Annotated in this window: 16 protein-coding genes; 10 read left to right on the forward strand and 6 right to left on the reverse strand. The window is 60.7% G+C overall.

What is annotated here, in order from left to right; all coding sequences use genetic code 11:
* Positions 1–39: 39 nt before the first annotated feature.
* The 3 genes from V7651_RS02885 (at position 40) to V7651_RS02895 (ending at position 4,316) form a co-directional block, all read left to right on the forward strand.
* On the forward strand, positions 40–1,632 hold the full coding sequence (locus tag V7651_RS02885; protein WP_034738667.1) for a phosphoenolpyruvate carboxykinase: 1,593 nt from the start codon (positions 40–42) through the stop codon (positions 1,630–1,632).
* Positions 1,633–1,733: 101 nt separating this feature from the next.
* Positions 1,734–2,942 (forward strand): acetyl-CoA C-acyltransferase, encoded by a 1,209-nt coding sequence (locus tag V7651_RS02890; RefSeq protein ID WP_034738663.1) that lies wholly within the window; start codon positions 1,734–1,736, stop codon positions 2,940–2,942.
* A 195-nt stretch (positions 2,943–3,137) separates the two neighbouring features.
* Complete coding sequence (locus V7651_RS02895; protein WP_051615067.1) at positions 3,138–4,316, forward strand: OprO/OprP family phosphate-selective porin; 1,179 nt, start codon at positions 3,138–3,140, stop codon at positions 4,314–4,316.
* Positions 4,317–4,376: 60 nt separating this feature from the next.
* Here V7651_RS02895 and V7651_RS02900 read toward each other — a convergent pair whose 3' ends face one another.
* On the reverse strand, positions 4,377–6,707 hold the full coding sequence (locus tag V7651_RS02900) for a TonB-dependent receptor (RefSeq protein ID WP_335612088.1): 2,331 nt from the start codon (positions 6,705–6,707) through the stop codon (positions 4,377–4,379).
* Positions 6,708–7,058: 351 nt separating this feature from the next.
* Here V7651_RS02900 and V7651_RS02905 point away from each other — a divergent pair, with 351 nt between their 5' ends.
* The 3 genes from V7651_RS02905 to V7651_RS02915 all read left to right on the forward strand — a co-directional run bounded on the left by V7651_RS02905 (position 7,059) and on the right by V7651_RS02915 (position 12,383).
* Positions 7,059–8,264, forward strand: coding sequence for a TlpA family protein disulfide reductase (locus V7651_RS02905; protein WP_335612089.1), 1,206 nt, complete (start codon positions 7,059–7,061; stop codon positions 8,262–8,264).
* 148 nt (positions 8,265–8,412) lie between these two features.
* The gene (locus tag V7651_RS02910) at positions 8,413–9,909 is read left to right on the forward strand and encodes a hypothetical protein (protein ID WP_335612090.1); all 1,497 of its coding nucleotides are present in this window, start codon (positions 8,413–8,415) and stop codon (positions 9,907–9,909) included.
* A 218-nt stretch (positions 9,910–10,127) separates the two neighbouring features.
* On the forward strand, positions 10,128–12,383 hold the full coding sequence (locus V7651_RS02915) for a TonB-dependent receptor (RefSeq protein ID WP_335612091.1): 2,256 nt from the start codon (positions 10,128–10,130) through the stop codon (positions 12,381–12,383).
* A gap of 59 nt (positions 12,384–12,442) precedes the next feature.
* Here the strand turns inward: V7651_RS02915 and V7651_RS02920 are convergent, their stop codons facing one another.
* The 4 genes from V7651_RS02920 to V7651_RS02935 form a co-directional block, all read right to left on the reverse strand.
* The gene (locus V7651_RS02920; protein ID WP_335612092.1) at positions 12,443–13,117 is read right to left on the reverse strand and encodes an SOS response-associated peptidase; all 675 of its coding nucleotides are present in this window, start codon (positions 13,115–13,117) and stop codon (positions 12,443–12,445) included.
* Between the two features lie 67 nt (positions 13,118–13,184).
* Positions 13,185–13,553, reverse strand: coding sequence for a hypothetical protein (locus V7651_RS02925; RefSeq protein WP_335612093.1), 369 nt, complete (start codon positions 13,551–13,553; stop codon positions 13,185–13,187).
* A gap of 33 nt (positions 13,554–13,586) precedes the next feature.
* On the reverse strand, positions 13,587–14,420 hold the full coding sequence (locus V7651_RS02930; RefSeq protein ID WP_051624449.1) for a universal stress protein: 834 nt from the start codon (positions 14,418–14,420) through the stop codon (positions 13,587–13,589).
* Positions 14,421–14,500: 80 nt separating this feature from the next.
* Positions 14,501–15,541 carry a Glu/Leu/Phe/Val family dehydrogenase gene (locus tag V7651_RS02935; protein WP_035535639.1) on the reverse strand — a complete coding sequence of 347 codons (1,041 nt, stop codon included), beginning with the start codon at positions 15,539–15,541 and terminating at the stop codon, positions 14,501–14,503.
* A gap of 233 nt (positions 15,542–15,774) precedes the next feature.
* Here V7651_RS02935 and V7651_RS02940 point away from each other — a divergent pair, with 233 nt between their 5' ends.
* From V7651_RS02940 to V7651_RS02955, 4 genes are all read left to right on the forward strand, one after another.
* The gene (locus V7651_RS02940) at positions 15,775–17,229 is read left to right on the forward strand and encodes a TrkH family potassium uptake protein (RefSeq protein ID WP_035535636.1); all 1,455 of its coding nucleotides are present in this window, start codon (positions 15,775–15,777) and stop codon (positions 17,227–17,229) included.
* Between the two features lie 95 nt (positions 17,230–17,324).
* Positions 17,325–19,232 carry a DUF3604 domain-containing protein gene (locus V7651_RS02945; protein WP_084146095.1) on the forward strand — a complete coding sequence of 636 codons (1,908 nt, stop codon included), beginning with the start codon at positions 17,325–17,327 and terminating at the stop codon, positions 19,230–19,232.
* On the forward strand, positions 19,233–20,069 hold the full coding sequence (locus tag V7651_RS02950) for a peptidylprolyl isomerase (RefSeq protein WP_335612094.1): 837 nt from the start codon (positions 19,233–19,235) through the stop codon (positions 20,067–20,069).
* On the forward strand, positions 20,066–21,040 hold the full coding sequence (locus V7651_RS02955) for a HupE/UreJ family protein (protein WP_335612095.1): 975 nt from the start codon (positions 20,066–20,068) through the stop codon (positions 21,038–21,040). Before V7651_RS02950 ends, V7651_RS02955 begins: the two co-directional genes overlap by 4 nt.
* On the opposite strand, the gene V7651_RS02960 is transcribed toward V7651_RS02955, so the two are convergent.
* Positions 21,037–21,861 (reverse strand): sulfite exporter TauE/SafE family protein, encoded by an 825-nt coding sequence (locus V7651_RS02960; protein WP_335612096.1) that lies wholly within the window; start codon positions 21,859–21,861, stop codon positions 21,037–21,039. The genes V7651_RS02955 and V7651_RS02960 overlap by 4 nt on opposite strands.
* Positions 21,862–21,866 lie beyond the last annotated feature (5 nt).

Raw genomic sequence — 21,866 nt, forward strand, 5'->3', positions numbered from 1 at the left:
AATTTTGCCATAGAGCCGAAGTCAAAGTCCGAGGAAATAATGAGCGATCAAGTAGCAATTCTCGCCGAGCTGGGCGTACGCCCGAAATCTCTCCGCAAGAACTGGAAAGAGGCGCGACTGTACGAAATATCACTCGCCAATGGTGAGGCGCGCGTCGCCAGTGGCGGGGCACTCGTTGTCGAAACGGGCCAGCACACGGGTCGCTCGGCCAAGGACAAGTTCACGGTTCGTGACGCCACGACCGAAAAGACCGTCTGGTGGGACAATAACGCCTCCATGACGCCAGAGCATTTCGATGTCCTTCTCGAAGATTTCAAAACCCACCTCGCAGGTCAGGACATCTTCGCCCAGGAACTGTTTGGCGGCGCCGATCTTGACCATCGCCTGCCCGTCACGGTTATCAACGAACTTGCCTGGCATTCGCTTTTCATCCGCCACCTGCTCCGCGTACCAACAGATTCGGAGTATGCGAGCTTCAAATCCGAATTCACGATCATCAACTGCCCGACCTTCCGCGCCGACCCGGCCCGTCACGGCACGCGGTCTGAAACGGTCATCGCCGTGAACTTTGCAAAGCGCATGGTTCTTATTGGTGGCACGTCCTATGCGGGCGAAACCAAGAAGTCCGTGTTCACAGCGCTCAACTATTACCTGCCGACGCAGGGCGTCATGCCTATGCACTGCTCGGTCAACACGTCCGACAAGGATGACGCAGCCATTTTCTTCGGTCTGTCCGGCACCGGCAAGACGACGCTCTCGGCCGATGCCTCGCGCATCCTGATTGGCGACGACGAGCACGGCTGGTCCGAGAATGGTCTCTTCAACTTCGAAGGCGGCTGCTACGCCAAGATGATCAAGCTGTCGGCTGAAGCCGAGCCGGAAATCTTTGCCACGACAAAGCAGTGGGGCACGGTCCTCGAAAACGTCGTGATGGATCCCGAAACGCGCGAGCTTGATCTGGACGATGCAACGCTCGCCGAAAACTCCCGCGGCGCCTATCCGATCTCGGCCATTCCGAACGCGTCAGAATCAGGTCGCTGCGGTCAGCCGAAAAACCTCATTATGCTGACGGCTGATGCTTTTGGCGTCATGCCGCCCATCGCCAAGCTGACACCAGCCCAGGCCATGTACCACTTCCTCTCCGGCTACACGGCCAAAGTGGCCGGCACGGAGAAAGGCGTCACCGAACCGACCGCCACGTTCTCCACCTGCTTTGGCGGCCCCTTCATGCCGCGCCACCCTTCCGAATACGGCAACCTGCTGCGCGACCTGATCGGCAAATATGATGTCGACTGCTGGCTGGTTTCCACCGGCTGGACAGGCGGCCCCTATGGCCAGGGCAACCGCATGCCCATCAAGGCAACACGCGCCCTGCTCAACGCCGCACTTGATGGCTCACTGAACAATGTGAATTTCCGCAAGGATGACACGTTCGGCTTCATGGTGCCCGAGGCTGTCCCCGGTGTGGATTCAAAAATCCTCAATCCGCGCTCAACTTGGGCCGATACGGCCGCCTATGACAAGCAGGCTGCCAAACTGGCCGACATGTTCGTGGCAAACTTTGCCAAGTTCGAACCTTATGTTGACGAAACTGTCCGTGCCAGCGCGCCTAAGGCGAAAACGCCTGCCTGACACTGCGATTTCCTGACGCTGACGTTAAAGGAAGGCTGGCGCCAGTGGCGTCAGCCCGTTAGTGTGCGCCGCAACAAGCCCGCAAAACCGGAGGAATATCCATGCGTGAAGCCGTAATCGTCTCAACTGCCCGTACGGGCATGGGCAAAACTGGCCGTGGTTCGCTCAACGACACCCACGGCATCACGATGGCTGGCCACGCCATCAAACATGCGCTGGAGCGCGCTGGCGTTGAAGCCGCTGCTGTCGAAGACGTGTTCCTCGGCTCCGCCCAGCCAGAAGGCGCAACCGGTCACAACGTCGCCCGCAACGCAGCCCTCTGGGCCGGCTGCCCGGCCACAACATCCGGCGCAACGATCAACCGCTTCTGTTCGTCGGGCCTTCAAGCCATCGCCAATGCCTCGCACACGATCATCAATGAAGGCGCTTCGGTCACCGTCGGTGGCGGCGTCGAGAGCCTCTCGCTTGTCTCGCGCTCGGGGCACATGAACCTCTTCCGCTACACCGAAGAAGAGCTGATGAAGACCTGGCCTGCCATCTGGATGAGCATGATCGAAACGGCTGAAATCGTTGCCGACCGCTACGGCGTCTCGCGCGAAGCCCAGGACATGTATTCCGCAGAGAGCCAGCGCCGCACGGCCGAATTCCAGAAAAAAGGCTACATGGCCGAGGAAATCGCTCCGCTGAAAACCCGCATGAAGCTCTTCAACAAGGAAACCGGTGAAGAGAGCTACCAGGACGTTGTCGTCGACAAGGACGAGTGCAACCGCCCCGGAACGACCTATGAGACGCTTGCGGGCCTGAAGCCTGTCTTCTCCGGCGGCATGGTCGTCAAGGAAGGCAAGTACGTCACCGCCGGTAACGCTTCCCAGCTGTCCGATGGCGCCGCTGCCGTGGTCGTCATGGAAGCCAAGGAAGCCGCCAAGCGCGGTATCGAACCGCTCGGCCGTTTCGCCGGCTTCAACGTGGCAGGTTGCGACCCGGACGAAATGGGCATCGGCCCCGTCTTCGCTGTCCCGCGCCTGCTTGAGCGTCACGGCCTGACGGTTGACGATATCGACCTTTGGGAACTCAACGAAGCCTTCGCCTCCCAGTGCCTCTACAGCCGCGACCGCCTCGGCATCGATCCTGAGAAGTACAACGTGAACGGCGGCTCGATCTCGATCGGCCACCCGTTCGGTATGACCGGCGCACGCTGCACCGGCTCCATCCTGCTCGAAGGTAAGCGCCGCGGCGCCAAATGGGGCGTTGTCACCATGTGTATCGGCGGCGGCATGGGCGCAGCTGGTCTCTTCGAAATCTATAGCTAAGCTCTCTTAAATATCCGCTCCGGCGGCCATAGAATGCCCTGGTCATTACAGACCGGGGCATTTTTTTGTGTCCAACGCCTGGATACAATTTAGCGTATCTAATGTGACTATTTTACGAATCCGTCACACAATTGAAATGCAAGTGTCACGAAACTCACATACAGCCCACGCTCAGTATCCAGACAAGGGCGTCAAATGGGCAAGTTCAACATCTGTTGCGGCACGTCGGCACTCGTTATCGCCGCATTATCTTCAGCCCTCACCGCCTCGGCCGAGACACCATGGAATCTCAAACTCTCCGGCCGCCTTCTCTACGATTATACGCAGGCTGACGCGGACACCGCCGATTTTGAAATCGACGACACCGAACTGCGCAGCGCCCGCCTCGCGGTCTCGGGCAAGACAGACGCAATGGACTTCAAGGTTGAGCTTGAAACCGACGAAGGCGGCGAAATCATTGCAACAGACGCCTATGCAGACTTCTCACAGAAAGGCACGTCCTGGAAAATCCGCGTTGGCCAGTTCAAGACCCCGAACTCGCTGGAAGAACAGACGTCCGGCCGCTTCACCACCTTTGCTGAGCGTGCCGAATTTACCGACGCTTTCGAGTTCGACCGCCGCGTCGGCATAGCGGCCCACACAAAGGGCAAGGACTGGACCTTCATGGCCGGAGCCTTTGGCGGCGACCTTAATGACACGCCCTCCGAAGAAGGCTTCGCCCTGGCCGCGCGCGGCACCTACACGCCCATCCACACAGACGCCATGCTCGTGCATCTCGGCGCCTCCGTGCGCTATCGCGAGATTGGCGACAGGCAATCCAACCTGCGCTATCGCCAGCGCCCGTTCGCCCACCTGCCTGGCCGCATGATCTCGACCGGCTCCATTGCCGAAAGCGACACGCTGATTGGGCTGGAAGCCGCTGTGCTTCGCGGGCCATTCTGGGCCAGCCTGGAATATGCGGATGTGAGGTCAGACCTCGCCGCAGGCGGCACGGGCAACTTTACCGGCAGCGGCTTTGAGACAGGGTACTTCTTCGGCGGCGAGCGCACCTATAAGGATGCCAAGTTCGACCGCCCGAAAGTGCACCATCCCGTCACCGAACGCGGCCTCGGCGCCCTGTCTGTATCCGTCGCCTATGACACGCTGGACCTGACAGATGCCGGCGTCGACGGCGGCGCGATGAGCACCGCCCTTATCGGCCTCTCATGGTATCCGACCTCCAAGACCCGCGTAGGCCTCAGCATCTTCCAGTCCGACGCCAATCTCGGCACGTCGACCTCCGGCCTTGACCCTGCTTTCGCAGATGCCGTCCGCGCTGGCGTCAGCGACGACACCGTCACCGGCGCGACGCTCCGCCTGCAAGCAGACTTCTAGACAAAACAAAGGCCCCCAACCTTTCAGTCAGGGGCCTTGCCCGGTTTTGGAAAGCGCAGCCTAGAAGCGAACCGTCAGGGTCGCCTGGAAAGTCCGCGGGTTGAGCGGACGGAAGAAAGCAGAACCGGCGAACACAAACGCAGTTGGCACTTCCTCGTCAAGCAGGTTGTCCACGTTGAACCGCAGGCTGACATTTTCCGGAATACCGAAGTCATTCGGACCGCCAAGGTCAAGATAGCCGCTCAGAACGGCGTAGCTATCCATCTCATACGCTTCTGTATAGTCGGCAAAGCGCTTGCCGGTATACTTGCCCGAGATATTGGCAACAAGCCATTCGGTCGGCTCATAGGTGACCCCGCCCGTAACCAGCCATTCCGGGCTGTCCGCCAGGACAAAGCCGGATTCATCTTCGGCGTGATTATAAGTCAAATTGCCGTCGAAATAGACCTTGTCGTTCAGGAAAGCGGGCTGGAAGACGCCCGAAAGCTCAAAGCCGTAGGACTCTGTCTTCCCGGCGTTGATGTAGAACGCCTCCGGTTGCTCAGTAGCTGGGTTGATAACACTGCCGGCCACGAGACGGTTGTCGAATGTGGTGTAGAACAGCGCCGCAGAGCCGTAGAATTGTGACCGGTTTGTCCGTACCCCGATTTCGTAGTTTTCCGACTCTTCGCCTTTCGGTGAAGGGAGTGGTTCGGTCGAGGCGTCAGTAGAGGCAATCGAGAAAATGTCATCCGCGCCGCGCGGCAGGGCATAGTTCTGCGAGTAGGATGCAAAGACCTGATCCGTATCGTTCATGTCATAGACAGCACCGACCATTGGCAGGAAGCTATCCTCATATTTTTCGCCAACACTCTGTGGCCCAAAGACTTCGTAGTCGTTGTAATCGCGATAGCCTTTTAGTGTGTAGTCCACGCTAAGGGTCTTCACGCCAATCTCGAGATTCAGACGGTCCTCCAGAAGGCTCATGGTGTCCTTCAGGTAGAACTGCGTAGTCTTGCGGTTCGATGTGTACTTGCGGCGATAATAGGCCACCTCGTCCCAGATCACATCGCCATCGGCGGAGCCATTGGTCTTGTTGAGACGCAGCTGGGTACGGTTATAATCTTCGTCTTCATACCAGGCGCCGACTTCAACCTTGTGACTGGCAAGTTGCCATTCGAGGCCAGCAACGGCGCCCTTCCGCTTTCCGCCAACGCCGGAGAGGCCGTATTGCACACCGCGTGGGTGGACGACATCGAGACCTGCTGCGACCTGTCGGTTGTAGATGCCCAGCGAGTTCGAATAGCTGTCTGGCGACACACCGAAACCGTCCTTGTCTTCCTGATAGGCTGTCGCCTTGAATATCAGGTTCGGCGTAATGTCAGTCTGGAAACCCAGGGAGTAGAGAGAGTCGTCGCGGATATTGACCCGGTCTTCATAATAGCTGGTACATGTTCCGCCCGTGAAGATCGGGGTAAAGTCGGCACTGTCGGCAACCCCGTCGCCATTATAGTCATAGACGCCCGGTAGCGGGTTGATACAGCCGGTTTCAGGAATAGCCGCCTCATAGCCATAATAATAGTCGTTGTCGAACGTCGACTCCGGAGCGGACGGAGAGTCATAGTCAAAGAAGTCGTTATGAACATAGCCGAACTTGATGAATGTATCGGCGTCGAACTCATACTTGATCTTGCCCTCGATATGCTCGCGGTCGATCGTGCCGGGGCCGCGCCACAGGTCGCTGTCCGTCTTTGAACGGCTGACATAGGCGGACAGGCCATTGATATTGCCGGTCTCAAGCTTGATGAAACTGCGCTCAAGATTGTCGTCGCCCATCGTGTAGGACAGCATGCCCCCCGGCGTGTCTGACGTATCCACCGTATTGTAGGAAACGATCGGGCCAAGCGAGGCATAGCTCGGCAACGAAACGTCGCCTGCACCTGGCGAAGCCACGACCGAGCCGAGGTTTTCATTGTCAACATAGCGGAAGATCGGGCTGCCGCCGAAAGCGTCCGAGCGGCCCATTGGCACGCCATCCAGAACAAAGCCGATCTGTTGAAGGTTAAAGGCACGCACCGTCACGGAGTTGCCGAATTCATAAAGGCCAAGTGCCCCATCGGTCTGCACGTTGAAGCCCGGCAGGGATTCAAGCATCTTGAGGCCGGAAATACCGCCTGGCGCTGAGAGAAGCTCAGCACGCGTCACAGCAACCGTATTCGTCGCTTCGTTCAGGCCGATGGCAGTGTCGGCGGTCGAAACGCGGCGCCCCTCTACAACCACAGTCTCTTGGCGCGCTTCGCTTTCGCCCTCGGCCTCTTGTGCATTCGCCGAAGTGACCAGGCTGGCGGCGCCCAATAGCACACAGGCCGCCAGCGAAACGCGCCGTCTCTGTCGCAAACTGACTAATCTCATAAATACTCTCCCGCATTGATCCGTCGTTGGATGCGAACAGGATTGATCCGTTGGCAGATACGGTGAACATCAAAAGGGTGAGACGGGCTCACTTTATAGCGATTGATCGCTTTTGATGCACTTGTGCCCCTGACCGATTAATCCGCACCCACGGCGGATACACCGCTACTCAGGGGCAACTCTGCGGCGGTCAGAGTTTACGAAAACTCATCATCTCAATCAGTTGTTGATGTTACCGCAGGACACTAGATCACAGCCCAAGACTACAATGGCCATCACAAAAGGGCGCGCATATCCATCATGTCTTTGGCTGTGCCGACCCCACCTGTCCCCACCCGGAGGGCACCATCCATGTTCCGACAACTCATTCTTGCTGCTGCAGTGCTTGTGCTTGCTGCCTGCTCGCCTGACAAGGCAGCCGCGCCAGAGCCAGCTGCAACCAATTTCATTACGGCAAATGTTGCTCCGCCAGCCACCGCAGCCGACACCAAGGGTGACGGAGTCCTGCGCGATGCCGACAATCGGCCCTATGGTTATGCCCTGCTCGGCGAAAAATTCCCGGAATTCACCGCAAAAATGGCCGATGGCCAGACATTCGATTCCGCTGTTCTAAATCGCTGGATGGTCATTGATGTCTGGGGCATCTGGTGTGGCGACTGTATGCGCGATGCGCCCTATGTCGCCGCACTGGCGACCGCCATCGAACAGGATCCGGACCTGTATTTCCTGTCCATCCATGTCCCCGCCAATGCCAGCCGCATCAGCGATGAGGAACTCTATGGCAAGTATGGCTCCGTCGAGGCCTATTTTGCCGAGAAAGGCTACAGCTACCCCACAGTGCTCGATACGGACACGAGCATCCGCGAAAAGCTGAAAATCAGCTGGACGCCCAGCTACCTTCTGATTTCACCAGATGGCATTATCCGCGCCTTCCGCACAGACCTGTCCGTTGCGGGCGGCGAGCCGGTGAAAGACTTCCTGAAAGATGTCGCCCGTGTGAAATCCGAAGTCCGCAAAGCCGAGTTTGGCGGCAAGCCCTTGCCTGCCAGCATTGGCCCGGAAGGCACGATGGGCCTGAAAGGCACCACGCCCTTCACGCTGGACGCCATGAAAGCCGCCTTCCCCGGCCATGAAATTCTCACCGACCGCGCCTATGCGGGTGAACAAACCTACCCTGTCTTCCTAATCCAGACCCTCCCGGCGGATGGAGAGGCAGGCCGTCTCATCTATGTCGTCGAGCCTGACTGGACGCTCGGCAATGTCGGCGCCGTGGTCACCCGCAATCCAGACATTGTCGGGCCTGATGGCAGCAAGGTGGGTCAGACGAAGCTGAAAGCCCTCAGCCCTGAGGCCCGCAGCCTCTGTAAACGCGAGGCTGGCCCCGTGGATTCCCTCTTCATCTGCCCTGACAGCGCGGAAAATCCCCGCTTTATCGGGGCTTTCGGTGCCGGCGGTGATTTCGACGGCAAACTCAGCGATGCAGCCCCTGACTATCAGGAAGAAGCGGTGCTGCTGGAGATGAAATACGTGCCCCCAGCCCCTGCCGATGACCAGTAAGGCCTGCCTGTCTTCCCGACTCCCGCGTCCCAAACTGCCCGAATAAACCACATTTCATGCGGAACCGGGGAAGCACAGTTTGAATGTTCGCCTATCAGCCGCTATTGGGTAGACTTGATCCAGGACAGATCGGGAAAGGCTACGCATAATGCTGCATCCTTCGACAAAACGGCTGATCGATAAGCTGAGCGAAATGACGCGCAAGCAGCGCGTTGCCTGGTCCGAGGGCGAAGACGGCACGATCACCCATGACACCGAGGGCTACCGCGTTGTCCTCACGCCAGAGCCGCATGCCGTATTGCTCACGGACGCGCTCGGCAAGGAAATCGAGTCCTGCATGCCGGAAGAATTTGTCGACGAGCTGGATGCAGACGGCCGCCCCTATGCCAGCTTCGTAGCGGAGCTGTATCGCGAGGCACACCGGCACGCGCGCGGCGCCGAAAAGGCCATCAACACGGTCCTCAAAGGCCTGGAAAGCATCGACGCCGAGCCTGAGGAAGCCCCCGAGCCTGCGCTTGATCCTGCTGAACTGGTGGAAGATCCGGGCGACGATACAGATGCGTTCCCGGAAGCCTATCCGGAACTCGAAGGCCAGAACGACATGGCCCGCGCCGTCGCCAGCATGGCCGATGAAGTCAATGGCGGCGTCCGGACACCCGAGCCAGAGGCTGAGTCCGCACCAGAGATTGAGCCTGAACCGGCACCGGAAATCCTCTCCGAACCCGAAACCGTCGCCACAGTCGACCCGGAAAGCGACATCGAAGCCGCCAGGGATACGCCCGAAGAGGCCACATCGGACGCTGCGGAGGCGTTCGAATACACGCCAGCCTTCGCCGCAGCGCCGGAACCAGCCTCCGCGCCCGTCGAGCCCGAAACGCCCCTCTGGCCGGAAGATGAAAATAATCCCGAGATAGAGACAGCACCCGAACCAGTCCTGTCCGAACCGGAACCTGAGCCCGCGAGCGAACCTGAACCATTCGTCGCGCCAACAGCCACCATGGCCTCTCCTTTCGGTCGCGGCTATTTCGGATCGGGCACAGGCGGCCTCTCGCAATACATGTCGTCCGCGCCATCGGCAGAAGAACCCGACCCGGCGCCAGAGCCCGCCCCTCAGGCAGACGAGCCCCTCGCGCCCGAGTTCGAATATGCCGCTGATGTTTCGCCAGCGACCCCTGAAATCGACCTGCCCGAAGATGCGCCCGTGATAGCTGAAGTGCCCGCCGCACAGCCGGAACCCCAGCGCTTCAGCCTGTCAGGCATGTCCTCCGGCTTTGGCCTCGGCTCTGCCGGCCGCACAGGGAACCCGCAACAGGAGTCCTCCACCGCGTCCGGCTCGCCGGCCATGGACAGCCCGCGCATGGTTATCGACGGCACGGTCGACCTGCCCGATGATATAGACCTGTCGGAATTCAACGCGGGGCCAGACACACCCGCCTATACCGACCCGGTCACGGAAGCCGAGTCCGCGCCCTTCACATTCAGCGATCAGGCCGAGACACCGCCGGAACCAGCCGAGCCTTCCCGTCCTGAAGAAGCCGCCTTCGAAGTGCCCGCCAAAACGGTCGAGCCAGGCACATCTGAGCCGGAGCCGGAAGAAGCACCTCCTCCGCCCAAGCCGCCGACGCGCTTCAATCCCTGGAACTGAACGCCGCCGCGTCGCCCGGCACCCGAGAAAAACTTACCTCTCGTTGTAGCAGAGCCGCCTTCATGTTGCGGCGCAGCAACACGCGGTGACCGATGGACACAAAACCATCAAAACCGCGACACATATCATTCTCGGAACGGACAAACCGTGAGACATCCAAAGGCATAAGATCCCGCGCCAAGACGGGCTGTCTTCCATGCCACTCAGGATGCCTTTCCATGACATACAGACCTGCCCTCCGCTCGCTCCTCCTCGGCTCGAGCCTCTTGATCGCGATCAACCTGCCCGCCATCGCACAGGAAACAGAGACCGAAGCCCGCCTTCCCTCCGTCACTGTGACGGCCCAAAAGGTAGAAGAGAACATCCAGGACGTGCCAATCTCGATCACCACGATCGCCGACGAAAAGCTCGACGTCCTCAAGTCCTCCGGCGCCGATGTGCGCTTCCTGTCCGCCCGCGTGCCCAGCGTCATCGCCGAAAGCTCGTTCGGCCGCGCCTTCCCACGCTTCTACATCCGCGGCATCGGCAACACCGATTTCGATCTGAACGCGTCCCAGCCTGTATCCCTGGTCTATGACGACGTGCCCTATGAGAGTCCCATCCTGAAAGGCTTCCCGGTCTTCGACCTCGACAGTATCGAAGTCCTGCGCGGTCCTCAGGGCACGCTCTTTGGCCGCAACACACCCGGCGGCATTATCAAGTTCGACTCTGCCAAGCCAACGAACGAGTTCGAAGGTTATGGCCGCGTCTCCTACGGCAATTACAACACGCGCGAGCTTGAAGGCGCCGTGAACCTTCCCGTCTTCACTGACGAGCTGTCGGTGCGCCTCTCCGGTCTCTACCAGGAACGCGACCCGTATGTGGACAATGCCTATACCGGCGGGAAAGACCGCTACGAAGGCTTCAAGGAACTCGCCGGCCGCGCGCAGATCCTGTTCACGCCAAGGGGCACAGATTTCTCCGCCCTCCTCAACGTCCATGGCCGCTCCAATGATGGTGACGCCCGCCTCTTCCGCGCCAATATCATTGATGTCGGCTCCAATGGCGTCGGCGCAGGCTTTGACCGCGACACGGTCTATTTCGACGGCGACAACTTCCTCGAACAGGATAGCCATGGCGTCACGCTGAAGCTCGAAAAAGGCCTCACCGACGCGATCAAGGTCACCTATGTCTTCGGCAACGAACAGGCGACCATCGAAAGCCGCGGCGACATTGACGGCGGCTTCGGCGCCGCCTTCCTCGGCGCAGGCAATTTCGGACCGGGCTTCATCCCGTTCGCGTCGGAAAGCTCCGGCGCGGTTGACGCCCTGCACCAGACGACCAACGAGCTTCGCTTCGCCTTTGACGATGGCGGCCCGCTACGGGCACAGGCTGGCGTCTTCGTCTTCGACGAAAAGGTCGCCATCACGTCGAAAAGCTTCGACACGCTCTCGCCCGGCCGCCCGGTCAACGGCATCGCAACCCGTCAGAACCAGACTGACAGCACAGGCATCTTCGCGTCGCTCGCCTATGACGTCACCGACAAGGTCACCCTCTCGGGCGGTGCGCGCTGGACCGATGAATCCAAGGACTTCGTTGTCGAACGCACACTTGGCCCGTTCGGCTCAGGCCCCTTCGGCCCCGTCTCCGGATCGGTTTCGGATGATCAGGTCAGCTGGGACGTCTCGGCCACCTATCAGGCAACGGACGACCTGAACCTCTACGCACGCGTCGCCAAGGGCTTCCGTGGCCCCTCCACGCAAGGCCGCCTCGTCTTCGCAAACGATGTGTCCAGCGCAAACACCGAAACCGTTCTCTCATACGAGACCGGCATCAAATCGGAACTGTTCGACAATCGCGTCCGCCTCAATGCCGATGTCTTCTTCTTTGAATTCAACGACCAGCAGCTGACGATTGTGGGCGGCCTGAACAACACCGTTGCCCTCTTCAATGCCGACAAGAGCGAAGGCTACGGCTTCGAAGCCGATGTGGAAGCCGCACCAATCGACAACCTCTTCCTCACGGCGGGCCTCTCCTACAACAAGACCGAGTTCAAGGATGATGTCCTCCTTGCGCCAGGCTGCGGCGGCGGCTGCACCATGCTTGATCCGGCCGTCTATGCCGCAGATGGCGTGACGCTGCTCGGCTACAATATCTCCGGCAACGCCTTCCCGAATGCGCCGGAATGGATCGCCAATGCGACGGCGCGCTATGCCATCCCGCTCGCGACCGGCGAGCTCTATGGCTACACCGACTGGGCCTACAAGGGCGACACGAACTTCTTCCTCTATGAGAGCGCAGAGTTCGGCCAGGACGGCTATTGGGAAGGCGGCCTGAAGCTCGGCTACAAGGCTGATGCCGGCTATGACGTCTCCGCCTTCGTGCGCAACATCACGGACGAGGAAGCGCTTGAAGGCGCCATCGACTTCAACAACCTGACCGGCTTCGTCAACGAGCCGCGCACCTATGGCGTCCAGCTCCGCTGGGACTTCTAGCCGTCAGTAAAAGCCAAACAATTAAAGCCGGGCCACTCACGTGCGCCCGGCTTTTTCGTTCAGGCCTCCGCGATCAGGCCCCGATGATTGTTGCGTACATTGCCCACCTCCGGCCCGACCGGCCAGGCCTGCATGTCTTCCGCCGGAAAGGATTCAAACAGATGTGACGGATCACCCGCGTCAGGGTCGAGCCAGAGCGAATAATCCTCCGGCGCCACAATCACCGGCATGCGCGTATGCAGCCCGGCCATCAGGTCATTCGGCTTCGTCGTCAGGATCGTGAAGGTGTGGATCTCGGACCCGTCAATCAGCGCCGAGTCCCAAAGCCCTGCCATGCAGAACCAGCGCCTGTTGCGCAGGCTGATCGCGAACGGCGTCTTCGCGCCCTTGGCGCCCGTCCACTCGTAGAAACCGGACACAGGCACGAGGCAGCGATGATGCCGGTACGCGCCGCGAAACACCGGCTTTTCCGCCACTGTTTCCGCCTGCGCATTGAACGTCGTGAACTTCATCTCCGACAGCGGCTTGGTCCACCAGGACGGCACCAGCCCCCAGCGTGCCGGCGCCAGCTCGCGGTGCATCCCATGTTCGGCCCGGCGCACGATCGGCTGGATCGTTGTCGGCGCAGCATTGTAAGTCGCCTCAGGCGGCTCAACATCCTCGTAGGGGATAATGCTCAGTGCCGCATGATATTCGGCCCAGGTCACGTCATGCCTGAAATAGCGTCCGCACATGCTCGCCTCTCCCCTTCCGGTAACACACGTCCCGGATACCAGAATTCGGCCGCCTTGCGCGAACCGATTACAGGCTGGAGACGTCGGTCACCTTATAGGTCAGCGGCTCTTCGCCAAAGCTCGCCACGGTCACGTATTCGCCTTCCTTGAAAACATGCTCGCCAAGGCGGTAGCCCGCCTCATCATCGCCTTCATCATCTTCGTCATAATGGAAAAACCAGCGATCCCCGCGATGCGTCAGCCGCCCATCGGCATGTTCATCATCCACTGGCGAGAAGCGCACAACGCGGCAAGCCTTGCGATTTTCCCGCCACGCTTCAACATCAAGATGCGCGTCAGGCGTCAGCGGCGCAACGAGCGTATAGCCCCGCGCCGGGTCGCCAGCTGGCAGGCCCGGATTACGGGCCAATTGTAGTGTGATGCGGCTAAGGGTCATTACAATCTCCATGAACTCAGAATGTGGAAAGTCTCAGCGCGCCAGGGCCAGCGCCGGGGCATCCTTGGCCGACAGCAGGTGACGCGTCGTACCGCCGAACAGGCGTTCGCCCAGTCGCGAGTGCCCATAGGCCCCCGCCACGATCATTGACGCGCCGCTGCCCTTGGCCAGCGCCAGAAGGCCACCAGCGACATCGCCCTCGATGCCAGCAACCTTTACGCTCACACCATGGCGCTTCAGCCAGTCTTCCAGTGTACCCGGCTCAGCCACCGGGCGTGCTGCATCGCGCTCCAGGTCCTTCGGCGCCTGCGCAATGATCACGTCGCCAAAAGCGCGGATCAGCGGCAGGTGAAACCGCACAGCCCGCGAAGCACCATTGCTGCCATCCCAGGCAATGATCACCGGCCCGGTCGGAATATTGTCCGTACCCGCAAGAACCAGCGGAAGCCGCGCTTCCATCATCACATGCTCGAACGCCATATAGAGCGGCGCGGAAGTTGTGGCCGCCGAGCGCGGAAACACGACCGCATCAGCCAGCGTGGCGGCATTCGCGCTGGCGCGTTCCACCGTGTTCACTTCATGGAAGAAGTCGCAGTCCAGCCCGTGCGCGCCGGTACTGGTCGCATCATGGAAGACCGTCTTGGCGATCTTCGTCATCTTTGCCTGCATGTCGATCACGCTCTGCGTCGCGGCAGGCGAGACGGTCGCCATTTCCGGCGAGGTCGACACCATCAGCACCGCCATTGGATCAGGCAGCGCGAACAGGCCGGTAACGGGCGTGTTCAGGCGCCGCGCAATCTCTATTGCGGCAAGTGTGGTCTGGCGATCTTCGGCTTCAGTACCCTGTAATACGGCAACAACTGACATGGCGCATATACCTCCTGGCGGATTGCTCCTGAGAGATAATGTACCATCCGGGCACCGTTCCGCGAACTACGCAGAAACCCCTAGCGGGCAGCGGCAATCCGTTCGCGTGCAATTCGGTCCGCAACCTGATTGGTAGGCTTTTCGCCTGACAGCGCCTCGTCCAGCACGTCGCCCAGCGTCTCGACGAGCTTGGCCAGTTTAGCGTCCACCCATTCGCGCGAGTAATTGCCGGAAATCTCGGCGGCCACATTGATGATGCCGCCGCCATTGATCACATAGTCCGGCGCATAGAGAATGCCCTTGCGCCGCAACAGCTCACCCATCTCCGGCATGACCAGCTGGTTGTTTGCGCCCCCGGCAATCGCCTTCACCTTGAAGCGGCCGAGCGTCTGCTCATTGATGATCGCGCCCAGCGCGCAGGGCGAGAAGATATCCGCCTCGACGTCATAGATCTCGTCCGGCCCCACGATACGCGCACCCGTGCGCGCCGACACGGCCTGCAGCGCAGCCTGGTCGATATCGGTGATGATCAGGTTGGCGCCTGCCTCGGCCAGATGATCGCACGTATGCGCGCCGACCGACCCAACGCCCTGCACCGCCACGGTCCGGCCCTTCAGGTCGCCGCTGCCCAGCGCACGTTTGGCTGTCTCGACAATGCCCAGAAACACGCCCCGCGCCGTGATTGGCGACGGGTCGCCGCTCGCGGCCTCGCCCTTGTCCAGCCCGGCCACATAGGCCGTCTCCTGCCGCACGATCTCCATGTCGGCGACATCGATGCCCACGTCCTCGGCTGTGTAATAGCGCCCCTGCAGGCTTTCCACGGCCCGGCCGAATGCCCGGAACAGGTCCGGCGACTTGTCGGTCTTCGCATTGCCCCAGATCACGGCCTTGCCGCCGCCCAGCGGCAGGTCCGCCATGGCGTTCTTGTAGCTCATGCCCTGGCTGAGGCGCAGCACGTCGCGCAACATGGCCTCGCCATTGGCGAAATCCCACATCCGCGTACCACCCGCCGCCGGGCCCCGCGCTGTTGAATGGACGGCAATAATCGCTTTCAGCCCGCTCGCTTCGTCCTGGAAAAGGTGCACGCCCTCATGGGCGTCATAGGAAGGGTGATCGAACATGGGAGGATGCCATTGGTTGCAAATGAAACGATATTTGGGCTTTAAGATCTTACTTCCGCTGGGTCAATCGAAACGACCCCGCGACACACCCGCCTATGGCCCAATCCTTGCCTGCTTGCTACCCAGTTTGGCCTGCCCCCGTGCCGCCTTGGCACCTGCCTTTGGAAACCTCTTGTTAACCTTAAGAAAATTGACGTCTTCGCAGGATTTGAAGCGTATCTTCCGCGCGTAAAATGCAGCTACGCCCCATCCTCCTCGCCATCGGCATCATGACCGTCCTCCTCGGCGTGGCGATGATCCCGTGCGCGCTGATGGATTTTGCCGACAAACGCCCGGAATCACACGTTTTCGCCGTTTCGGCCTTCGGCTCCATCTTCATTGGCACCTGCCTCTGGATCCTGGCGCGCAGCGGCGACCAGTCCACGGGCCAACGCGAAGCCTTCCTGCTGACCGTTCTGGTATGGGTGTTCCTGCCCGCCATAGCTTCAATCCCGTTCATGGCATCGGGAATGTCGATTACGGATTCCTACTTCGAATGCGTTTCCGGCCTCACCACGACCGGGGCGACGGTCATTACGGGCCTTGATGACATGCCGCGCGGCCTGCTCCTCTGGCGCGCCATCCTGCAATGGTTCGGTGGCATCGGCATTATCGTGACAGCCATCGCCATCCTTCCCCAGCTCCGGGTCGGTGGTATGCAGCTCTTTGAACTCGAAAGCTCTGATCTCTCCGGCAAGTTCCTGCCGCGTGTGACCGATATCGCCGCCTATCTCGGCTTTACCTACCTGCTTATCTCGATGCTCTGCGCCCTTTGCTACTTCCTCGCAGGGATGAGCTGGTTCGATGCGATTACGCACTCGATGACAACGATGTCGGCGGGGGGCTACTCCACGCACGACCTGTCCTTCGGCTACTTCAACGACACAAACGCACCCTATGTCGCGACCTTCTTCATGTTCGTGGCAGGCCTTCCGCAGAGCCTTCTGGCCATGTTGCTGTTGCAAGGACGCATCTCACCCCTGATCCGCGACCCGCAGCCACGCGTCTACCTGTCGATCGCGTTGCTCCTGTCCGTCGTGATCGTCGCCTATCATGAGGCCGTGGTTGATCCGCGCATCTTTGAAACGGCGGCACACGCGTTCAAGGATGCCCTTTTCAACATCATCTCGATCATGACAGGAACCGGATATGCCTCCGCTCCTTACGACACATGGGGTTCGCCCGTTATGGCGATATTCCTTGTCGCGACCTTCGTCGGCGGCTGCGCCGGCTCGGCCGCTTGCGGCCTGAAAATGTTCCGCCTCGAAATCACCGCCAAGGCCCTCATCGCCTATTCGCGACGCATGACCATGCCGCACCGTCGTACCCCGGTGCGTTACGGCAACAAGGTCGTTGATGAAGAAACGCTGCAATCCGTCATGGTCTTCGTTTTCCTGTATCTCGTCACATTCCTCGTTGCCGCGGCACTGCTCTCGCTATGCGGACTCGATGCCATGACCGCCATATCCGGCTCCGCCACAAGCGTGTCCAATGTCGGCCCCGGCCTCGGCCCTGTTATCGGTCCATCATCCACCTTCCAGACGCTGCCCGATGCCGCCAAGTGGATCTGCGCCATCGCGATGCTGCTGGGGCGACTGGAGTTCATCTCGGTTTTCGTCGTGCTGACGCGCCGCTTCTGGCAGGGCTGATCCTTCCCGCAAGGCGGTCTGGACAACTGGCACAATCACTGCAAAAACAACTCCCATGAGAGCGCACCAATCGCGCCCGTGGGAGGAATAGCAAAATGTGGAAGACCCTGACGCTCGCCAGTACGGCGCTCGCGCTTGTCGCCTGTAGCGGCAACAAGACCGAAACAGCCCCCGTCGAAGAAGCCGCCGCACCGCAAGCTGCCGTGCCCGAAGGCGCAACACCCGGCTATAACGAAGACCGCAACGCCTATTTCGGCGATATGCACATCCACACGCGCAACAGTTTCGACGCCTATATCTTCAACGTGCGTCGCACGGCCGATGATGCCTACCGCTTTGCCAAGGGCGAGACGATCAAGCATCCCTCCGGCTTCGACATGACCGTCGCCGGCGGCCCGCTCGACTTCTACACCGTCACCGACCATGCCGAATATCTCGGCATCCTGCCGGCCATGAACACCAAGGGCAGCGCACTGTCAGAACTCCCCCGCGCCAAGGAAATGTTCTCGACCGATCCCGATAAGATCGTCGCCGCCTTCCAGGGCGTTGGTGCCTCGGTCCGCTCCGGCGAGAAGATCGAAGACATGTATGACGAGCCGACCATCACCTCCGTCTGGCAGGAGAACATCGCTGCCGCCGAAAAGTACAACGAGCCCGGCGTCTTCACGACCTTCTCGGCCTATGAGTTCACGTCCGTCACGACACAGAGCGAAGATGGCGGCTTTGGTGGCGGCAACCTCCACCGCAACGTCTTCTTCCGCGGCGAAGCGCCTGACCGCGCCTTCTCCACGCTCGACTCCACCAACCCGGAAGACCTGTGGGACTGGATGGACCAGCAACGCGCTGAAGGCCGCGAGTCCATCGCCATCCCGCACAATTCAAACGTTTCCGACGGCCAGATGTTCAGGCTGGAAACCTATAATGGCGACCCGATCGATGCCGCCTATGCCGAGCAGCGCATGCGCAACGAACCGCTCGTCGAAGTCACGCAGGTCAAGGGCACATCCGAAACCCATCCTGATCTCTCGCCGAACGATGAGTGGGCCAATTTCGAAATCTATGACGAGCTGCTCGGCAGCTACGATGTGTCGAAAACAAGCGGCTCCTATGTCCGCGAAGCCTATCGCAACGGCCTGAAACTGCAGGAAGAAAAGGGCTTCGATCCTTTCCGCTTCGGTCTCACCGCTGCTTCTGACAGCCATGTCGCCGGCGGGTCCTATTCGGAAAAGGATTACTGGTCGAAAATCGGCATTGTCGATGGCCTGCCCTTCCAGCGCGGCTCCGTGCCCATGCCGGGCATAAAAGACTGGGCCGATCAACCCGACAACCAGACAACCAAGAATGCGAAGAACTGGTTCTCGCGCTGGTCGGCTTCCGGCCTCACCGGCGTCTGGGCCGAGGAAAACACACGCGACTCCCTGTTTGACGCCTTCCGCCGCAAGGAAACATTCGCCACCACAGGCCCCCGCATGAAAGTCCGCTTCTTTGGCGGCTTCAACTATACCGACGCCATGCTCACCAGCCCGGACCTCGCAAAGCAGGCCTATGCCGGCGGCGTGCCCATGGGCGGAGACCTCGTCGGCGCTGGCGCTGCCCCGCACTTCATCGCCTGGGCCATGCAGGATTCCAATTCTGCGCCGCTCCAGCGCGTCCAAATCGTCAAGGTCACAAGCGACGGCGAAGCTGTTTATGACGCGGCCTGCTCCGGCGGCGCCGTGCCCGATGCCAATCATCGCTGCCCCGACAATGGCGCCAGTGTCGACATCGCGACCTGCGAAACCAGCCCCGGCACAGGTGCGGGTGAGCTGAAAGCGCTCTGGTCCGATCCGGACTTCGATCCCGCCCAGCGCGCGACCTATTATGTTCGCGTGCTCGAAAACCCGACCTGCCGCTGGTCGACATGGGAAGCCAATCGCAACGCAACGCCGCCAAATCCGGCTCTGCCCGCAACCATCCAGGAACGCGCCTACACATCGCCGATCTGGTACATTCCGCCAGCCTAGATGCGCGCTCTACTCCGCGAACCCCTCGTCCATTTCGTCCTCGTCGCAGCTCTGGTCTTTGCCGGCCATGCGGCGTGGACGGCCTATGCCGACGCGCGTGACGGAACCATCACCGTCACCGAAGAAGACATGGAGCGCATGGCCGCGCTCTATGCCTCTGAATCCGGCGCCCTGCCCTCACCTGAGGACATGGCCGCCATGGTCACCGATCAGGTCCGCGACGAAGCCCTCGCCCGCGAAGCCCGCCGCCTCGGCCTCGATGTCGGCGACACGATCATCGAACGCCGCCTCGCCCAGAAGATGAGCTTCATGGTCTCCGACCTGGCCGACACGGCAGCGCCCGACGAAACCACCCTGCGCAAGTGGTACGAAGACCACAAGGCAAGCTACACGCTTCCACCGAGCATCACGTTCGAACACGTCTATTTAAACCCGGAACGGTCCGGGAATACCCCGGGAATGGACTCGGAAGCCCTCCTGAAGTCCCTCAACGGCCCCACACCAGTGGACTGGCGTACCCTCGGAGATCCCTTCATGCTCCAACGCGCCTATGGTAATCTCCCGATACGCGAAACCGTTCGCCTGTTCGGTGCAGACTTCGCCAGGGCTCTCTTTTCCCTCAAACCGGCGCCCGAATGGCAGGGCCCCGTCTCCTCGGCATTCGGCCAGCATCTGGTGCACATCGTGGCGCTCGAAGAGGGCCGTCTCCCGCCCTTTGAAGACGTCCGTGCCAAAGTCGAATCCGACTGGCATGACGAGGCGCTGCGCGCGGCCAATGACAAGGCCATCGCCGACATCATCAAGCGCTACAAGGTCCGTATTGAAGGCGCCGAATGAGACGGGCTCTGCTCGCCTTTCTCGCGCTCGTCTGCGCTGCGCTGCCGGCCTCCGCCCATGAAGTGCGCCCGGCCTATCTCGAAGTCACGGAAACAGATCCCGGCCAGTTCGCCGTCACCTGGAAACAACCCGTGCTCGATGGCCGCCGCCTCAAGCTCGACCCGGTCTTTCCCGATGACTGCACCCGCTCGCACGAGCGCAGCGAAGTCGCCGCCGGCACCCTCATCCAGCGCTGGGACATGGAATGCGATCTCTCGACCGGCCATATCGAAATCGCGGGCCTTGAACGCACGCTCACAGATGCCTTCGTGCGCGTGAACCGTCTGACAAGCGACGATCTCTCCACGGTCCTGCGCCCCCGCGCGCTGCAACTCGACCTCTCCACGCCCACCGGCGCGCCCACGGCCACCTATTTCCGCATCGGCGTCGAACACATCATCTTCGGCTACGACCACCTCCTCTTCGTCCTCGGCCTCATCCTCCTCGTCCGCCCCCGCCAATTGCTGCCCACCGTCACCGCCTTTACCGTCGCCCATTCCATTACGCTTGCTGCTGCTGCCCTTGGTGGCATCACCCTTCCGGGCCCGCCGGTCGAGATCACGATCGCCATGAGCATCGCCCTCCTTGGCGCCGAAGCGATCTACCGTGTGCGCGGCCGCGAGACGCTCAGCCAGCGCAAGCCGTGGCTAATCGCCTTTGGCTTCGGGCTTATCCATGGTTTCGGCTTTGCCGGGGCCCTTTCGGAAATAGGCCTGCCCAAGGGCGCCGAAGTGCTGGCACTGCTGCTGTTTAATGTGGGCGTTGAAGCCGGACAGGTCCTCTTCGTTGGCGCCGTATTGCTCGCGGTTTTTCTCGCCAGACGCTTCGCCCGCATGCCGGATGCGCCAGTCCGGTTCCTCGCTGCTTACTGTATCGGAATTATCGGTTCTTACTGGGCCATCGAACGCATCGTCGGTGTTCTCACCGCCTAAAACCCAAGTGCCTTGTACAGCATCCGCGCTGCCACAAGCGCCAGCAGGACTGCGAACAGGCGCTTCAGCAAGACGGCATCAAGGCTGTGCGCCAGCTTCGCCCCGACCGGCGCCATCGTCACCGTGAACACCGAGATCAGCGCGAAGGCCGCAAGGTTCACATAGCCGAGCGAAAACGGCGGCAGGCCCTCGTGCCCCCAGCCAATGAACACCGCCACAATTGCCGACGGCAGGCCAATCGCCACGCCCCAACCTGCAGCCGTCGCAACAGCCCGGTGGATCGGCCGTCCATACAGCGTCATCAGGCTGACCCCGAATGTGCCCCCACCAATACCCATAAGGGCCGACAGCGCCCCGATGCCCGTTCCGAGGCCCATGCGTGTCGCGCCCTTCGGCATCTCTTCCGCCAGCCGCCATGTCGGGCGACCAAAGAAGAGCTGCGCTGACAGGAGAAAGCCCATTGAGCCAAATATGCCAAGCAGTGCCCGCTTCGACAGGAAGCCGCTGAGCCCCATGCCGATCAGCGCGCCCAGAACGATCCATGGCGCCCATGACTTGATGATGTCCCAGTCGACTGCGCCGTGCCCATTATGCGCCATCACGCTACGAATGGAGGTCAGGATAATCGTCGCCAGCGAGGTCGATACCGCGACGTGCATCGCCGTCTCGCCATAGCCCATGCCGTCAAACAGGAAGAAAAGCACAGGCACGATCACCGCGCCGCCGCCAATCCCGAACATGCCGGCCGCAAGGCCCGCTGCAGCGCCCGCCACGGCGAGACTGAGGAGGAGCGGCCAGTATTGCAGGAAAAGATCGGTCATGTTTC

The sequence above is a fragment of the Hyphomonas oceanitis genome, from assembly GCF_036964545.1.
GTDB classification, from domain to species: domain Bacteria; phylum Pseudomonadota; class Alphaproteobacteria; order Caulobacterales; family Hyphomonadaceae; genus Hyphomonas; species Hyphomonas oceanitis.

What these genes read in the sequence shown, in the direction of transcription:
- V7651_RS02885 (WP_034738667.1), top strand. Translation starts at nt 40, where the DNA reads ATGAGCGATCAAGTAGCAATTCTCGCCGAGCTGGGCGTACGCCCGAAA.
- V7651_RS02890 (WP_034738663.1), top strand. Translation starts at nt 1,734, where the DNA reads ATGCGTGAAGCCGTAATCGTCTCAACTGCCCGTACGGGCATGGGCAAA.
- V7651_RS02895 (WP_051615067.1), top strand. Translation starts at nt 3,138, where the DNA reads ATGGGCAAGTTCAACATCTGTTGCGGCACGTCGGCACTCGTTATCGCC.
- V7651_RS02900 (WP_335612088.1), bottom strand. Translation starts at nt 6,707, where the DNA reads ATGAGATTAGTCAGTTTGCGACAGAGACGGCGCGTTTCGCTGGCGGCC.
- V7651_RS02905 (WP_335612089.1), top strand. Translation starts at nt 7,059, where the DNA reads ATGTTCCGACAACTCATTCTTGCTGCTGCAGTGCTTGTGCTTGCTGCC.
- V7651_RS02910 (WP_335612090.1), top strand. Translation starts at nt 8,413, where the DNA reads ATGCTGCATCCTTCGACAAAACGGCTGATCGATAAGCTGAGCGAAATG.
- V7651_RS02915 (WP_335612091.1), top strand. Translation starts at nt 10,128, where the DNA reads ATGACATACAGACCTGCCCTCCGCTCGCTCCTCCTCGGCTCGAGCCTC.
- V7651_RS02920 (WP_335612092.1), bottom strand. Translation starts at nt 13,117, where the DNA reads ATGTGCGGACGCTATTTCAGGCATGACGTGACCTGGGCCGAATATCAT.
- V7651_RS02925 (WP_335612093.1), bottom strand. Translation starts at nt 13,553, where the DNA reads ATGACCCTTAGCCGCATCACACTACAATTGGCCCGTAATCCGGGCCTG.
- V7651_RS02930 (WP_051624449.1), bottom strand. Translation starts at nt 14,420, where the DNA reads ATGTCAGTTGTTGCCGTATTACAGGGTACTGAAGCCGAAGATCGCCAG.
- V7651_RS02935 (WP_035535639.1), bottom strand. Translation starts at nt 15,541, where the DNA reads ATGTTCGATCACCCTTCCTATGACGCCCATGAGGGCGTGCACCTTTTC.
- V7651_RS02940 (WP_035535636.1), top strand. Translation starts at nt 15,775, where the DNA reads ATGCAGCTACGCCCCATCCTCCTCGCCATCGGCATCATGACCGTCCTC.
- V7651_RS02945 (WP_084146095.1), top strand. Translation starts at nt 17,325, where the DNA reads ATGTGGAAGACCCTGACGCTCGCCAGTACGGCGCTCGCGCTTGTCGCC.
- V7651_RS02950 (WP_335612094.1), top strand. Translation starts at nt 19,233, where the DNA reads ATGCGCGCTCTACTCCGCGAACCCCTCGTCCATTTCGTCCTCGTCGCA.
- V7651_RS02955 (WP_335612095.1), top strand. Translation starts at nt 20,066, where the DNA reads ATGAGACGGGCTCTGCTCGCCTTTCTCGCGCTCGTCTGCGCTGCGCTG.
- V7651_RS02960 (WP_335612096.1), bottom strand. Translation starts at nt 21,861, where the DNA reads ATGACCGATCTTTTCCTGCAATACTGGCCGCTCCTCCTCAGTCTCGCC.